This window comes from Arcobacter pernae, assembly GCF_049472135.1.
Taxonomy (GTDB): Bacteria; Campylobacterota; Campylobacteria; order Campylobacterales; family Arcobacteraceae; genus Arcobacter_B.
On record NZ_JBMOVV010000002.1, the window covers coordinates 42,528 to 58,449 of the forward strand.

A 15,922-nucleotide genomic window follows, 5' to 3' on the forward strand; every position below is an offset into this window, starting at 1 on the left:
AAATTCCCTATTTTTTTATTACAATTTTATTTTTCTTACATTTTTTTCACCTAAACTTAAAATATATAAAACGAAAAGGATAGAAAATGAAAAATATAGCTACGAAATTTTGTAAAAGTTTAACTATCGCAGGAATGCTTGTTGCAGGAAGTGCTACAGCTACACTTGCTTCTACAGTTGACAAGGTTCACTTTTTAATTCCAGGTGGTGCTGGTGGTGGTTGGGATGGAACTGCTAGAGGTGTTGGAGAGGCACTTAAAAACTCAAATTTAGTAAAAGAAACATCATTTGAAAATATGTCAGGTGGTGGAGGTGGTAAAGCCATCGCTTACTTAATTGAGACAGCAGCAAAACAACAAGATACTTTAATGGTAAATTCAACTCCAATTGTAATTAGATCATTACAAGGTGTTTTCCCTCAATCATTTAGAGATTTAACTTTAGTTTCTTCTGTTGTTGCTGATTATGGTGCATTAGTTGTTAAAACTGATTCTAAATACAAAACTTGGGCAGATGTAAAAGCTGAGTTTGATAAAAACCCAAGAAAAGTAAAAATTGCAGGTGGAAGTTCAAGAGGTTCTATGGACCACTTAGTTGCTGCACAAGTATTTAAAGCAGCTGGTGGAAATCCAATTTCTGTAAGATATGTTGCTTATGATGCAGGAGGAAAAGCTCTTGCAGGACTTTTAACTGGTGAAGTAGATGTACTTTCAACTGGACTTGGAGAGGTTCTTGAAAAACATAAAAAAGGTGAAGTAAGAATTATTGGTATTACTGCAAATGAAGATATCGATGGAATCCCAAGCTTTAAAGGTATGGGTGTAGATGCTTACTTTGCTAACTGGAGAGGATTCTTTGCTGCACCAAACTTACCACAAGAAAAAGTTGATGCATTTGCAGCTACTTTAGAAAAAATGTATGACACAAAAGAGTGGGAAGATGTGAGAAAAAGAAATGGATGGACTAACCTTTATCAACCAAAAGAAGAGTTTACTACTTTCTTAGAAAAACAAGAAAAAATCATCTCTTCTTTAATGAAAGAAATGGGGTTTCTATAAGATAAGTAGAGAGTAATCTCTGCTTATATGAAAGGATTTATTATGACGAAAAATTCAATAGGAGCAATATTCTTTTTAGTTTTTTCATGTTTTTATTTCTACAATGTATTTAACATAAAAAAGATGCCAGGTTCACAATTTGAAGTAATGACAGCTTCTACTTTCCCTTTTTATATAGGAGTTGCAGGAATTGTTATCTCAATACTTATTCTAATTTTTTCAATAGTTAAAAAAGATGAAGATGTACTATCACTATCTTATCTTAAAACTTTAGATTTTAAAACAACTGCATTATTTATAGTTGCGATGATTTTCTATGGGTTTACTATTAGAACTTTAGGATTTATTATAGCTACGATTATCTTCTTAGCACTTGGTTTTTTAATATTAAAAGAGAGAAATTTAAAGAGAATATTTTTAATTTCAGTTGGTGTGTCTGTAGGGTTTTATTTAATACTAAACAATCTATTAGGTGTATATATTGACCCAGGAATGATTTTTGATGCCATAGCAGGAGGTGAATCATGATGGATGGTGTATTACAAGGGGTTGGTACTGCCCTTTCAGGTTACAATATATTTATGGTTGCAATTGGTTGTTTTGCTGGTACATTTATTGGTATGCTTCCAGGATTAGGTCCTATTTCAGCTATTGCACTTATGATTCCAATCACTTACGGTATGGATCCAGCTTCTGGACTTATCTTAATTGCTGGTGTTTATTATGGTGCTATTTTTGGTGGTTCAACTTCATCAATTCTAATCAATGCCCCAGGTGTTGCAGGAACGGTTGCAAGTTCATTTGATGGTTACCCAATGGCTAAAAAAGGTCAAGCAGGTAAAGCATTAGCAATTGCTGCTTATGCTTCATTTACAGGTGGAACAATCGCTGCTATTTTCTTATTATTTGCAGCACCAGCACTTGCAAGTGTAAGTTTAAGTTTCCAGTCATCTGATTACTTTGCTTTAATGGTATTAGGTTTAACTGCTGTTGCTGCTTTTGCAGGAAAAGGAAAGTTTTTAAAAGCAGCAATTATGACTGTTTTTGGTCTAATGCTTGCAACTGTTGGAACAGATAGTGACTCAGGAATTGCAAGATTTACTTTTGGAAGATTAGATTTAATTGATGGTATTTCATTTCTACTTTTAGCTATGGCAGCATTTGCCTTATCTGAAGCACTTATGAATGTACTTGAAAATAAAGACCATTCTGATAAAGAAAAAGAAGAGTTAAAGAAGGACATTGGTTCACTTAAACTTACAAAAGAAGAAGTAAAAGAGATGGTTCCAACAGTTGGAAGATCTTCAGTTCTTGGTTTCTTTGTAGGTGTTCTTCCAGGAGCAGGTGCTACAATTGCTTCATTTTTAGCTTATGGAATGGAGAGAAGTTTTGCAAAAGCAAAAGAGAAACTTACATTTGGAAAAGGAAATGTAAAAGGTTTAGCAGCTCCTGAGAGTGCAAATAATGCAGCATGTTCAGGTTCGTTTGTACCACTTTTAACTCTTGGTATTCCAGGAAGTGGAACAACTGCTATTATTTTAGGTGCTTTAATTTCGTATGGAATTCAACCAGGACCTACAATGTATGTTGATAACCCTGCCCTATTTTGGTCAGTAATTATCTCAATGTATATTGGAAATATTGTTCTTTTAATTTTAAATTTACCGTTAATTCCTTATATCGCTAAGTTATTAACATTACCAAGACAGCTGTTGTTACCACTTATTATATTCTTCTCATTAATTGGGGTTTATTTAGTGACATTTAACAACTTTGATATTTACATGATGACTATCTTTGCTGTTGTTGCATTGTTCTTAAGACTTATTGATTATCCTATGGCTCCAATGATTTTAGGATTTATCTTAGGTGGAATGATGGAAGACAATTTAAGAAGAGCACTTACTATTAGTGATGGTTCATTATCATTTTTATGGGAAAGACCTATTACTTTAAGTATCTTAATAATTACTGTTCTTGTTTTATTTATGCCAGTAATTAGTGAGTTTTTCGCTAAAATGAAAGAAAAAAGAAAAGAGGCTTAATAGCTTCTTTTTCTTAACATGGATTTATCATGGAAAAGTTTAAAGAATACACAATACTATATATCGAAGATGATGAAGGTGTAAGAACAGTAAACTCAAGATTTTTAAATCGTATGTTTTATAAACTTTATGAAGCAGGTGATGGAGAAGAAGGCTTTGAGCTTTATAAAAAACACCAACCTGATATAATTCTAACAGATATAAATATGCCAAAACTAAACGGCATAGAACTTGCAAAAAAAATAAGACAATCTGATAAAAGTACAAAAATCATAATCTCAACAGCCTTTAGTGATAAAGACTATTTACTTGAAGCAATTGAACTTAATTTAGAAAAATATATAATCAAACCACTTACAAGTAGAAATCTTCTTCCAGCACTTACAAAAGCTGTAGAAGGCTTAGAGAAAACAAAAGAGAAAAAGATATATCTTGATGAAAACTTTTATTTTGACAATACAACATCACTTTTTTATGTAGATGAAAAAGAGCTTGATTTGACAAAAAAAGAGCTTTTATTTTTAAAGCTTCTAGTTACTAATAAAAATAGAGTTGTAAACTATGAAGAGATTGAACAGTATGTATGGGAAGATGAACCTATGAGTTTAAATTCACTTCGTACAAGTATTGGATTTTTAAGGAAAAAAATTCCTTTTAATTGTGTAAAAAACATATCAAATATGGGGTATAAACTAAATCTTGAAAAGAAACTATGAGGAAAATGTAGAAAAAAGAATAAAGAAAATCACGCTTCTTAGTTCTACTATAATCATACTACTTGTTGCAACTATTATAGGTTCAAACCTTATAAAGACTGAATATGACAACTTTAAAAGTCATATCAAAAACTTCAAAGACACTATAATAGATAGGGAAAAGTTTTACATAAAGACTGCCATAGAAAACCTAAAAAATGATATTGAGTTTGAAAGATTATCTATTTTAAATAGTAAGAAACAAAGAATAAAAAACCAATCAATTATCGCACATAATCTTGCTTATTCCCTTTATGAAAACTCTAAAAATCTATCAAAAGAAGAACAAAAAAAGCTAATCATAAATTCAGTTAGGCAAATAGCCCAAAAACAAAATGACATTCACTATTTTATTTATGATACAAATGGATATTTACTTTTAAATACAGAAAAACCAAGAGATGAAGGAGTGAATTTCTTGGATTTTGAAGATATAAATGGTGTAAAATTCATAAATGAGATGATAGAAGCAAATCAAAACAAACAAAACTATGTGGAATATTTTTGGTATAAACCAAACAAAAGAATCACATACTCAAGACATATAAAAGAGCTTGGTATTATAATAGGTTCTGCTTCATTTTTAGAAAGTAGAAAAGAAGAGCTAAAAGAGAAACTACTTAAAAAAATAGTACTTCAAAACTTTAATGAAGAGGAGTTTTTATTTATATACAAGCTAAATAGTTTAAACAATATCACAACACAAAGCCATCTTCTAATTGAAAAGAATATCCAAACTTCAAAAGATGAGCTTGAAGCAATCGAAAAACTAATGATAAGATCAAACTACAAAGGGAATGACTACCTCATCTACGATAATAATCAAAAAGTTCTTTATGGAACTTTCCTTACAAATCTTAGATACTTTATTGCTGTAGGAGTTGACTTATCACAAATATATAATATTATTGAGAAAGAAAGAGTTATATCTTTGGATAATATGTATAAAAATATCATCAAACTTTTTATCATCATAACTATAATGACAATAATCTTTTTTATCTTTTCAATTTTATTTACAAAGAAAATAGAAAAGCTTTTTGAAAAATACAAAAGAAAAGTAATAAGAAATGAACAAAGATTTAGACTTCTTTTCAACCACACTAACGATGCTTTTATAATCTCAGAATTATCTGAAGATAATGCTAGAGTATCAAGCTTTAATGATACAGCTTTAGAAGTTACAAAATATGAAAAAGATGAACTTGCAAATAAAGAGTTTTTTGAACTATTTATAAACCTTGAGATAAAAGCTCTTGAAGAAAACAACTCACTATTTAAAACAGTAGAACTTAAAACAAAAACTGGTGAAATAAAAACAATAGAGTTAAATATCATCATATATTCATATGATAGTGAAAATCTTCTTTTTGCTTCTCTTAGAGATATAACTGAGAGAACCCAACTAAAAAAAGAGAATGAAAAACAAGAAAACCTTTTAATACAGCGTTCAAAAATGGCTGCTATGGGAGAGATGATAGGAAATATTGCCCATCAATGGAGACAGCCTTTATCTCAAATATCAGGACTTTTCTTTGATATAGAATCTGCTTATGATTTTAAAGAGCTTGATAAAGAGTATCTTACAAAACGAGTTGATGAAGCAAATGACTTACTTGAATATATGTCAAGAACAATTGACGATTTTAGAAACTTCTTTAATCCAAAGTCAATAAAAGAAGAGTTTAGTATAAATGAAGCTGTTACAAATGCTGTAAATATTGTAAACTCAACTTTAAAATACCACAATATACAAATAGATATACAAGTAAATGAGAGTCTTATAATAAACGGCTATAAAAATGAGTATGCTCAAGCTGTCGTAAATATAATCTCAAATGCAAAAGATATTTTAATAGAGAGAAAAATAAAAGAACCACTAATCAAAATCTATCTTGAAAATGAAAATACTTTATGTATCGAAGATAATGCAGGGGGAGTAAACAAAGAGATTATAGATAAGATATTTGACCCTTACTTTACAACTAAGTTTGATTATGGAACTGGTATTGGGCTTTATATGACTAAACTTATCATAGAAGAGAAGATGAATGGAGTTATCAAAGTTAAAAACTCACAAAATGGTGCTATTTTTAGTATAGAAGTTTAAATTTGATTTTTCTTACATTTTATTTTATTACTATTACTTTATGAGTATTATAGAAGAGCAAGTATTTAAGCCTAATACCTCCAAATATACCTATCCTGTGACTAGGAATAAATACTTCAACCCATTTTTTTTGCTTCCTCCTTTTGGGAATTGAAGTTTTTATTTAATACAATTTCTATAATACTTTTATCTACAATAGGAACAGCATGCCAAACTCACAAAATTTATATAAAATGTTATTAGCTTTAGGAATTGGAGTTTGTGGATCAATTCTTTTTATTTTTTTAGGATTGCCTTTGCCTTGGCTTTTAGGAGCTATCTTTGCTTCTTCTGTTGCTATGAGATTTGAAAATCTTCCTATATTAAGCCCTAAGCCTTTCTCAACTCCTGCTAGAATACTAATAGGTCTTACTATTGGAAGTGCTTTTACTCCTGAGATATTGCAGTATATTGATGTATATTTTTATAGTTTACTTCTTGTGATACCTTTTACTATTTTAACTATCCTTTGTGGGATGTATTACTATTATAGATTTCAAGGGTTTGATAAAAAGACTGCTTATCTAAGCTCTATGCCTGGTGGTGTAATAGAGATGGTAATCATAGGTGAAGAGATAAAAGCAAATATCTCAAAAATCACTTTAGTTCAATCATCAAGACTTTTCTTTATAGTTGTAAGTTTACCTTTTATAATACAGTATATCTTCAAAGTTGATATAAGTGGAAACAAACTAATCACACAACCAATCACTTCTATAAATATGCCTGAATTTATAGCTTTGATTTTTATAGGTGTTGCAGGTGGAGTAATAGCTAAAAAAATAAAACTATCAGCTGCATATCTAATAGGCCCTATGATAGCAAGTATAGCTGTTCACTCTACAGGAGTTATCACAACAACAGTACCAGATGAGTTTTTGAAGTTTGTACAAGTGGTATTTGGTACAATCATAGGTTTTACTTTTAGAGGTGTAAAGATGAAGACTATCATCTCAACACTAATAGGAACTTTTGGACACTTTATCATACTAGCTTTAATATCAAGTATCTTTATAAGTATCGCTTACTTTAGTTTTGGTTTTCCTATCATCTCTACAATCCTAGCTTTTAGTCCAGGTGGACAAGCCGAACTAAATCTAATAGCCATACTAGTAGGTGCAAATGTACCATATATAACCCTACACCATATAGTAAGACTTTTTATAGTGATGAATATAGCTCCTATTTTTGCTAAGAGATTGAAGGATTAAATTAAGTCTAATTCTTCACTTATGTCTTTGATTAGTTTTGAAAACGGTTTTTTTGATAGGTCTTCATCTTCATCTATCAAGTTAAATATATCTTTTTTTATTTGTTGATATGGAATACCTGTTAGGTCTTGCAACTCTTTTAGTCTAGTATCTGGGTAAAGTTCTGCTTTTTCTATCATGACATAAACTATATCTTTATGGGCTTTGTATCTTTCGTTTAGTTTGAAAACTTTTATATACTTTTCATACTCTTTTGAGAACTGCTCTTTAAGCTTTATATCTATATCATCTTTATCTTTTATATGTAAATTTTTACAGTTTTTATCTAAGGATAGTTTGAACTTAACTTTTTCATGAAATCTAAAATCTTTACTATTTGGAGCAATAGTATCTATCATACTTTCACTACCTTTTACTTTTTTAGAGTTACAAGTGGAACATGAAGGAATAAGATTATAAAAAGACAATGCTAAATAAGGATAAGTTCCTTTATCATAAAAGTGGTCTAACTGAAAAGTAGAAGTGTATACACCCTTTTGTTTTTCAAAGTTTGTAATAAAATCTTTGTTGCAATAAAAGCAAGTTTTAAAATCAAAGTTGTCTGTGAAAAATGGTGTGATAACATCACCTTGAAACTTACTTTCATATTTAAATAAATCTTTTATTTTTTGATATAAATTCTTTTTTTTCTTTTCTGTTAGTTTAGAAATCTTATACTCTATATCAGCTACTATATCTTTTAAGCTATCAGTCTTTACTAATATAATATATTCTAAACTATAAGCTTTAAAAACATCTCTAAAAGGACCAGTAGTCTTTATATATCTTTTATATCTATCTTCTAAAGACTCACCATTTTTAGTATCAAATTTACTTTTGTTTAAAGATATGAAATACTCTTTTTTTATATCAAAGTCTTTTTCTTTTAAATAGTTATTATAATTTAAACTTGTCATTACTTTAAATACTCTCTCAAAGTATCTTCTCCAAACTCTTCAACTAACTTTTTTAATCTTTTTTGTTTATAGTTTTCTTTATCGAATATCTCTTCAAGTTCATCTAAATAGTTTTTTATAACCTTTTGTAAAAATGGTTCACCTATGATAGAAGAGATATGTTCAAATTCTTTTTTATTTGATTTATAATATTTCTCAATTCTTAAATATACTTTCTCTTTTGAAAAAATCCTATCTTTATATTTAGTTGTAAAATCATAAAACCTTTTTATTCTCTCAATCTTACTTTTTGCGAACTCACCCATAAGTCCATCTTTCATAAAAAACCCATGAGAAAGTAAAGTATGGATATTTGCTCCAAAAGTTTTAAAATCTTTCATTTTGTCAGTTGCATTTATACAATTTCCAGTTTGTTCATCTTTTTCTAAAAATATTACATTTTCTTTTGGTAAGTCTGATAATAGAAATGCTGAATGACTAGAAAAAAGAAAATGATATTTTCTATCTAATCTCTCTAATAATATTATAACTTCTTCAATATATTTCTTTTGCCAATCAGAATGTAAAGAAGTTTCAGGCTCATCAAACAAGAATAATAAATCATCATTAGATTTACTATAAAAGTAAATATTTAATAGTTGTCCAAAAATCATTTGTTCCCCATGACTTAAATCATTATAACGTCTATTCTTTTCATCAATAAAATCAAAATAAAAAAAGTCCCAAAATCCATTCTTTCTTAAATAAATATCTTTTTCTTCTTCTTTTAAACTTGCTATATAAAAAACTTTTTTTGATTTCAATTTTAAAAAATATTTGTTAAAATCTGTTTCATCAAGAACATCTGGTAATTCATCTTTTAATTTGTCTCTATTATCTAATATCTCTAATTTACAATCAATACCACTTTTTCTTAAATAATTTATAAATAAATAATGATAGTAATAATCTGATTTTTTTAGAGACTCAAATTTCTTACGTACTAAATCTTTGTCTTTTGAAATGAAATTTATATTTTGAATTATTAAATCTTGAGAATCTTTTAATTCTATTTCGATTTTTATTGGAAAATACATAAATGTAGTTAAATTAAATGAAGTATTACCTTCTCCTGTCTCAACAGATAGTATATTAGAAACTTCATATTTATTCGATTCAATAAAATTCAAATTTGCAGAACAATAATAATGTGTTTGATATATTTCCCCGTTATCAATATCTTTTTTATAAACTCCTGTACATATATTATTATATAAATTTTCTTTCTTTATACTACACTCTAAATCTATATTCGAAATGTATTTAAGTTCACCTATTTTATAGACTAATAAATACTTAAAATCAATATGTGTTTCTTCTTTTATAGATTCAACTATAGATTCAATAATTGTAGTCTTCCCACTCCCATTCTCCCCAACAATAGCAGTTATATTAATATTTTCAGGAAAGATACTCACATAGTCTTCATTTTCTTCTATTATAAGTTCACAATCATCTTTTAAAACTTCATTTCCATCTTTATCTTTTTTATATTCATCTTTAAACTCACATCTAAACCTAGGAGAGAAATTAAACCCTTGTTTTTTTATATTTTTATACTCTTCTACCCACAGATATACTAGTTCCATATTTTACTTTCATTATTTTATATTATTTATATGGTAGTAAAAGTGTTATTTAGTTTTGCTTTATTTTTACGCTTTCATATTTTATACAGCTGTATATTTTATGTTCAGTTTTTTTGAACTCTTACTATCTTGTTTTGCTATACTAAAAATAAAACAAGGCTATTTATGGGACTATTTGATATAAGTATAAAAAAAGAGTTACCCTCTACACTTTCAAAACAAGAGTTTTTAGAAGAGCTAAAGACTTCACTTATTCAAGACAAAGAGTATGAAACAAAACTAGATAAAAACTCACTGGAAATACAGAAACTTCATCTTGATACACTTTTGAAGTACAACTGTAAAATCACTTTAGAAAAACAAAAAAAAGCTACTTCATTTCATCTTGAAGGAGAGCTATATGATACTTTGATACTTACTATTTTGATTATCTTAGCTATTTTAATTACTTATGGGATAGGGGTTGTTCTTGTAGTTTTATATACTTACCTACAAAAGAAAAAAGCAACTAAACTTATAAATGACATTTTAGATAAGTATTCATCAAAAGAATAAATACTTGTCATAATCCTTTTAAAAATGATACAATATCTTATCAATAAAAAGGTTATAAATGTCTATAAATCAAAACACTCAAAAAGAACTGATGGATTTAAATCCAATAGATAAAATAAAACTAATAGATGAACTTTTATTAAGTTTAGATATACCTGATAAAACACTTGATAAAGAGTGGGCAAAAGAAGTAGAAGACAGAATAGACGCATATGAAAAAAATGAGATAGAGACAGTATCTCATCAAGATGTTTTTTCAAAATATGAATAATCTTCCTATAGAATTTTTAAAAATAGCTCAAATAGAGTTAGATGAAACATTTGTTTACTATGAAAATATTCAAAATGATTTAGGTTATAGATTTATAAATGAAGTAAAAGAGTCTATTTCTTTAATTCAAAACTATCCTAATGCTTGGCACAATTTATCAACTAGAACAAAAAGATGTTTAGTAAAAAACTTTCCTTATGGTGTTATTTATCAAATAAGGCAAAATAGAATTTTAATAGTTGCCATAGCAAACTTACATAGAAAACCAAACTACTGGAAAAATCGAATATAATATATTACTTACAAAACTTTAGATACAATCACTCTTTAGAAAATCGAATAATTTATAATTACAAAAAGGAAAAAATATGCCATTATTAGATAGTTTTAGAGTTGACCATACGATTATGCCAGCACCTGCTGTTAGAGTTGCAAAGACTATGAAGTCACCATCTGGTGATATTATCACTGTATTTGATTTAAGATTCTGTGTTCCAAATGAAAAGATGTTAGGAGAAAAAGGTATTCACACTTTAGAGCACCTTTTTGCTGGATTTATTAGAGAACATTTAAACTCTGATACAGTTGAGATTATTGATGTATCTCCTATGGGTTGTAGAACTGGTTTTTATATGAGTTTATTAGGTTCTCCATCAGAAGAGCAAGTTGCTAAAGCTTGGAGAGAAGCTATGGAAGATGTATTAAAAGTTGAAACTCAAAATGACATTCCAGAACTAAACGAATACCAATGTGGTACATACAAAATGCACTCACTTGAAGAAGCAAAACAAATCGCACAAGATATTTTAAATAGCGAAATTGGTGTTATGTCAAACAAAGAGTTATTTTTATCAGAAGAGAAACTAAACTCACTAGGAAACTAAGTTTTGAGTAAAAAGCTAGAGCTTTTCAAAGAGTTATTTGCGGATTATCCAAATATCGCTATTTTACACGTGGATAACTCTTTGGATTTAGTAACAAATACCCTAGAGCAAGTAAGAGAAAAAAACGATGGTAACATCAAATACATCAAGTTTGAAGATGAAACCTCAGCAAGACTTAGAGCAACAGCTAGAGAGTATGAGTATGTAATCTTAGGAGATATTTTATCTTACTGTCCAAACAAAGATAAAATCTTAAAACTTATGTATAAGGCTATTGAAAACTCAGGAAATATCATCATCTTAGAGAAAAAGACAAATGACAATCTTTATGAGCTTTTAGAGCTTATAGAAAATACTGGTTTTCAAGCTGTAAATAACATCGATTTATTTGATGAATACAACACAATCACAGCAAAAAAAATGCACCATTGGGACAACGGACTATAAATTTGCAAGAAATAGTAAGCACAATAGATGGGTCAAATACCCTATTCTCAAAGAAATATAATCAGCACTATCACAATATAGATGATGGTGCTGTAAATGAAGCTTTATCAAAACATATCATACCAACTTTACAGTTTCAAAAAAACAAAAAAGAGTTAAATATCTTAGATATTTGTTTTGGTTTAGGCTACAACACTTTTACTACTTTGTACTATATAAAAAAGAATAAACTTTCACATAAAGTAAATATCTACTCACCTGAATTAGATGGGGATTTAGTAAAGTCTTTGGAAAACTTTGAGTTTCCACAAGAGTTTGAGGAAATAAAACACATCATCAAGGAAGTGAGCCTTAACAACTTTTATGAAGACAAAGATATAAAAATAGAGGTTTTTATAGGTGATGCAAGAGAGTATATCAAAAGCTTTGAAGACAAGTTTTTTGATATAGTCTACCAAGATGCTTTTTCAAGTGAAGTAAATATGGAGCTTTGGACAAAAGAGTATTTTGATGATATTTTTAGAATCTCAAAACAAGACTCTATTTTATCTACCTATGCAATAGCAACTCCTATAAGACTATCACTTTATGAAGCTGGTTACCTTATCTATCAACATATTCCAGTAAAAAGAAAGATTACTTTAGCTTTTAAACAAAGTCAAGATGATATTGGAAAGTACATAGATATGGAACTAAAAAAACAAAGAAACAAAGAAGCAAAAGCTATTTACGATAAATAGCTTTTGTTTTTAGTCTTAATCCACTTTTATTACAGCAGCGCCACGTCTGCTGTCACATCCACCATTTAGGTTTCCATCCACAGCTTGAACTCCACCAAAGAATACATTTAAGTCATCGAAGTATTGAAGTTTATAGTGTTTTTCTAACTCGTCTCTTATAGCTTGTGAACAATCAGGCTCCATACAAACACTTCCTTTTTCAAAGTGAATTCTAGGACTGTTTATACTCTCATGTAAACTCTTACCATAATCAAGATTGTTTACCATAGTTTGAGTAATGGCTGAACGTATTCTATTACTTCCTGCACTTCCTAGTATAAGTTCTGGCTTTCCATCTTTTAGTACTGCTGTTGGTGCCATCATAGATGGAAGTCTAAGACCTTCTTCCCATGCAAACCAACCATGAGGGTTTAAGTCTTCTTCTCCCATCATATTATTTAGCATGATTCCAGAACTTGGTATTACATGACCTGAGCCCTCGCCATTTGTAGTAGTAACTGATACGGCATTTCCTAGCTCATCTATTACAGATAAGTGCGTTGTATTTCCCCATAGATTAAGTCTACTATGCATAGTTGTACAATAGTTTTTAATAAGTCTATCGTTTTGTAAAATATCTTTTAGTTTTTCATCATGTAAAAACTCATCAACATGTTCACGTCTAAAATCACTTGTAGTATTAAAAGCTTCAATCATTCCTTTTACATACTCAAAACTTCTAAAATCTTTTAGGTCATACTTCTCTAATATTTTCATAGTAAAAGCTATTAGTATTCCTCCGCCACTTGGTGGTGGGTTTGTAACTATTTCATAGCCTTTGTAGTTAAAATCAATAGGCTCTCTTTTAATACATTGATAGTTTTTTAAATCTTCTTTTAAAATAAGCCCATCATTTTCTTTCATGATTTTCTCTATTTCATCAGCTACAATACCCTCATAGAAAACTTTACTCCCCTCTTTTGCAAAAGCTTCTAAAAAATCAGCATATGCAGGGTTCTTAAATAGATGTGTTTCATCTATAAGATTTTTATCATCTATTCCGTATACATCCATAGAGGATTTAGTAGATGTGAAAATTGGCTCTAAAAGTTTCACAAAACTTGCTTGCATAGAAGATAGATATACACCCTCTCTAGCGTATTTAACTGCTGGTTTGATTATCTCAGATAAAGGAAGTGTTCCTTTATCTTTATGTACTTGATAAATTCCTTCCACAAGTCCTGGAATAGCTACACTTCCTGCACCTATATGAAACTCTTGAACAGCTGCTCCAAAATCCACATATATTGGATAAAACTCTGGTTCTTCTACTCTTTTTTTAGGAACTTGTACGAAAAAATCATAAAGTTCAGGCTTTTTGCCTTTTTCAAGTCCAAGAAGAAATCCCCCTCCTCCAAGACTTGTAAATAAAGGTTCTGTTAATGGTGCGGCAAGCATTACAGCTAGTGCAGCATCATAAGCATTTCCCCCTTGTTTTAAGATATCAGCTCCTGCTTGTGCTGAATTTGTATCTCCTGCTGAGACTACACCTTTCATTTAATCACTCCTAACTTTTCTACTTCATTTAAATCTTTTGTTTTTTCATATGTTTCTATCATATCTTGGGCAATTGAATTTGAGTCTACAATTGCTCTTGCTTTATCCATAAACTCATCACTTATAATATGCTTTTCATAAAGTTCATCTATTAGTTTATGAATAACTTCTCTAATACATCTTTTTTGACTTTTATAAATAAAATTTGCATTCATTGAATATCTTGAAGCTTTCCACATATTCTGTTTTAAAACCTGCATAGGCTCATAAGAAACCTCTTTTGTTTGAGATAATTTACAAATACCCCTAAACAGCCCAATAATTACTTCTAACCTATCAAAATCATTTATAGCATCACAAACTCTAAACTCTATTGTTTTAAAGGTTGGTTGAATTCTAACATCCCACCAAACATCCTTTTCACTTTGAATTACCTCAGAATCATAAAGTATATTGTAAACACTTTTCATTTGTTCATAAGACTCAAAATATTCAGGAATAGAAGCTTTTGGCAATCTATCAAAAACCTTTGTTCTATAAGAATGAATACCAGTATCTTGACCATTTGAATAAACGGAAGAAGCTGATAAAGCTACAAACATTGGCATATATAAAAGTGAAAAATTATAAGCTTTTAAAGCCTTTTCAAAATTTTTAAACCCCACATGTACATGCAAACCACAGATTGAAAAATCATCTAAAAGTATTTTATGTTCATTTGAAAGTTCTTGATATCGTTTGTTGCTTGAAAGTTCTAAATGGTCTTGTTTTAAAGCACTTGAACCACTAGATTGAAGAAGTAATCCTCTTTTTTTAGCAAGTGTATTAAGTTCAGATGTTATCTCTTTGAAATATGTGATTAAATCTGATAGATTATTAAATACAGGTGTATTTATCTCAATCATACATTGTAAAAACTCAGAAGTAATATTGTTTTTAAACTTTTCACTAATATTTTGTTTAAAATAGTCATATTCGCTAGCACAACTTAAATCATCTTTATTTAAAATTCTAATCTCTAGTTCTGCACCTAAAGTAAATGTATAGCCGTTTGTGAATTTATCAAATATCAAGTTGCACCAACTTTTATATTAATATTGTATAACATAAATACTAACATAAAAAGTTGTGAAGAAAATAAAAAATAATAGTTTTTTATTGTTTATTTATAAAATAATTATGCCCTAGTCAGCAAGTTTATCTAAGATATATCTCTCTAAATCTCTTTTTGTAACTTCATCTTTTTGTGATTTTTCAAAGATTTCTTCCATTTTTTTAGAGTAATCTTCGTAAGGGAATAAAGGAAAATGAAGCTTCCAAGATCTTTTGATTAGTAGTAAACTAATTGAATCTCTCATTTTTGCTCTAAAGAAATTAAAGCCAATAAAAATCACAGCTGTAATAACCATTGCTCCTAAAATTGAAACATGAGAATCTATTTTTGCTAAAGTTTTATGAGTTAATAAAGATATTGGAACTAAGATAGATAAAACAATAGCTAAATACACTAAATAAGCTCTTGATAATCTAAGTCTAAACCCTAACTTAGCAGGATCAACATGCATCCCTTCATTGTATTGTCTATTTGCGATTAATAAATCTCTTAATAAAATTGGTTGCTTTGAAGTAATGTAAATATAGTCTAAAATTTTCTCTTTAAATGTTTTTCTCTTAGGCATTAGGCTTT

General features: G+C 28.9%; 17 protein-coding genes. 12 read left to right on the plus strand and 5 right to left on the minus strand.

The features are described from left to right. The first annotated feature begins 86 nt into the window (after nt 1-86). The 6 genes from ACH5BF_RS02740 to ACH5BF_RS02765 all read left to right on the plus strand — a co-directional run bounded on the left by ACH5BF_RS02740 (nt 87) and on the right by ACH5BF_RS02765 (nt 7,218). A complete protein-coding gene (locus ACH5BF_RS02740; RefSeq protein ID WP_423272503.1) occupies nt 87-1,058 on the plus strand; it encodes a tripartite tricarboxylate transporter substrate binding protein in 972 nt (323 codons plus the stop codon). Nucleotides 1,059-1,100: 42 nt separating this feature from the next. Beyond that, nucleotides 1,101-1,586: a tripartite tricarboxylate transporter TctB family protein gene (locus tag ACH5BF_RS02745; RefSeq protein ID WP_423272504.1), complete on the plus strand. Its 486-nt coding sequence runs from the start codon at nt 1,101-1,103 to the stop codon at nt 1,584-1,586. After that, nucleotides 1,583-3,103 carry a tripartite tricarboxylate transporter permease gene (locus ACH5BF_RS02750; protein ID WP_423272505.1) on the plus strand — a complete coding sequence of 507 codons (1,521 nt, stop codon included), beginning with the start codon at nt 1,583-1,585 and terminating at the stop codon, nt 3,101-3,103. Before ACH5BF_RS02745 ends, ACH5BF_RS02750 begins: the two co-directional genes overlap by 4 nt. 29 nt (nt 3,104-3,132) lie before the next feature. Beyond that, nucleotides 3,133-3,819: a response regulator transcription factor gene (locus tag ACH5BF_RS02755; protein WP_423272506.1), complete on the plus strand. Its 687-nt coding sequence runs from the start codon at nt 3,133-3,135 to the stop codon at nt 3,817-3,819. Continuing rightward, the gene (locus ACH5BF_RS02760; RefSeq protein WP_423272507.1) at nt 3,803-5,968 is read left to right on the plus strand and encodes a cache domain-containing protein; all 2,166 of its coding nucleotides are present in this window, start codon (nt 3,803-3,805) and stop codon (nt 5,966-5,968) included. The genes ACH5BF_RS02755 and ACH5BF_RS02760 overlap by 17 nt, the downstream gene beginning before the upstream one ends. A gap of 206 nt (nt 5,969-6,174) precedes the next feature. Further along, entirely contained in the window at nt 6,175-7,218 is a 1,044-nt protein-coding gene (locus ACH5BF_RS02765; RefSeq protein WP_423272508.1) for an AbrB family transcriptional regulator, read from the plus strand. Here ACH5BF_RS02765 and ACH5BF_RS02770 read toward each other — a convergent pair. Beyond that, nucleotides 7,215-8,174: a hypothetical protein gene (locus tag ACH5BF_RS02770; protein WP_423272509.1), complete on the minus strand. Its 960-nt coding sequence runs from the start codon at nt 8,172-8,174 to the stop codon at nt 7,215-7,217. The two genes, ACH5BF_RS02765 and ACH5BF_RS02770, sit on opposite strands and share 4 nt — an antisense overlap. After that, nucleotides 8,174-9,802: an AAA family ATPase gene (locus tag ACH5BF_RS02775; protein ID WP_423272510.1), complete on the minus strand. Its 1,629-nt coding sequence runs from the start codon at nt 9,800-9,802 to the stop codon at nt 8,174-8,176. Before ACH5BF_RS02775 ends, ACH5BF_RS02770 begins: the two co-directional genes overlap by 1 nt. Before the next feature lie 165 nt (nt 9,803-9,967). Between ACH5BF_RS02775 and ACH5BF_RS02780 the strand changes: the two genes are divergently transcribed. The 6 genes from ACH5BF_RS02780 to ACH5BF_RS02805 all read left to right on the plus strand — a co-directional run bounded on the left by ACH5BF_RS02780 (nt 9,968) and on the right by ACH5BF_RS02805 (nt 12,699). After that, nucleotides 9,968-10,357: a hypothetical protein gene (locus ACH5BF_RS02780; RefSeq protein ID WP_423272511.1), complete on the plus strand. Its 390-nt coding sequence runs from the start codon at nt 9,968-9,970 to the stop codon at nt 10,355-10,357. A 58-nt stretch (nt 10,358-10,415) separates the two neighbouring features. Further along, the gene (locus ACH5BF_RS02785; RefSeq protein ID WP_423272512.1) at nt 10,416-10,628 is read left to right on the plus strand and encodes an addiction module protein; all 213 of its coding nucleotides are present in this window, start codon (nt 10,416-10,418) and stop codon (nt 10,626-10,628) included. Next, entirely contained in the window at nt 10,606-10,920 is a 315-nt protein-coding gene (locus ACH5BF_RS02790; protein ID WP_423272513.1) for a type II toxin-antitoxin system RelE/ParE family toxin, read from the plus strand. The genes ACH5BF_RS02785 and ACH5BF_RS02790 overlap by 23 nt, the downstream gene beginning before the upstream one ends. Nucleotides 10,921-10,996: 76 nt before the next feature. Then, complete coding sequence (gene luxS / locus ACH5BF_RS02795) at nt 10,997-11,512, plus strand: S-ribosylhomocysteine lyase (RefSeq protein ID WP_423272514.1); 516 nt, start codon at nt 10,997-10,999, stop codon at nt 11,510-11,512. A 3-nt stretch (nt 11,513-11,515) separates the two neighbouring features. Continuing rightward, the gene (locus tag ACH5BF_RS02800) at nt 11,516-11,959 is read left to right on the plus strand and encodes a hypothetical protein (RefSeq protein WP_423272515.1); all 444 of its coding nucleotides are present in this window, start codon (nt 11,516-11,518) and stop codon (nt 11,957-11,959) included. Between the two features lie 2 nt (nt 11,960-11,961). After that, nucleotides 11,962-12,699: a tRNA (5-methylaminomethyl-2-thiouridine)(34)-methyltransferase MnmD gene (locus ACH5BF_RS02805; RefSeq protein ID WP_423272516.1), complete on the plus strand. Its 738-nt coding sequence runs from the start codon at nt 11,962-11,964 to the stop codon at nt 12,697-12,699. A 15-nt stretch (nt 12,700-12,714) separates the two neighbouring features. Here ACH5BF_RS02805 and ggt read toward each other — a convergent pair whose 3' ends face one another. The 3 genes from ggt to ACH5BF_RS02820 all read right to left on the minus strand — a co-directional run bounded on the left by ggt (nt 12,715) and on the right by ACH5BF_RS02820 (nt 15,914). Beyond that, a complete protein-coding gene (ggt, locus tag ACH5BF_RS02810; RefSeq protein WP_423272517.1) occupies nt 12,715-14,235 on the minus strand; it encodes a gamma-glutamyltransferase in 1,521 nt (506 codons plus the stop codon). Next, on the minus strand, nt 14,232-15,308 hold the full coding sequence (locus ACH5BF_RS02815; RefSeq protein ID WP_423272519.1) for a carboxylate-amine ligase: 1,077 nt from the start codon (nt 15,306-15,308) through the stop codon (nt 14,232-14,234). Before ACH5BF_RS02815 ends, ggt begins: the two co-directional genes overlap by 4 nt. A gap of 111 nt (nt 15,309-15,419) precedes the next feature. Continuing rightward, nucleotides 15,420-15,914: a hypothetical protein gene (locus tag ACH5BF_RS02820; RefSeq protein ID WP_423272520.1), complete on the minus strand. Its 495-nt coding sequence runs from the start codon at nt 15,912-15,914 to the stop codon at nt 15,420-15,422. Nucleotides 15,915-15,922: the final 8 nt, after the last annotated feature.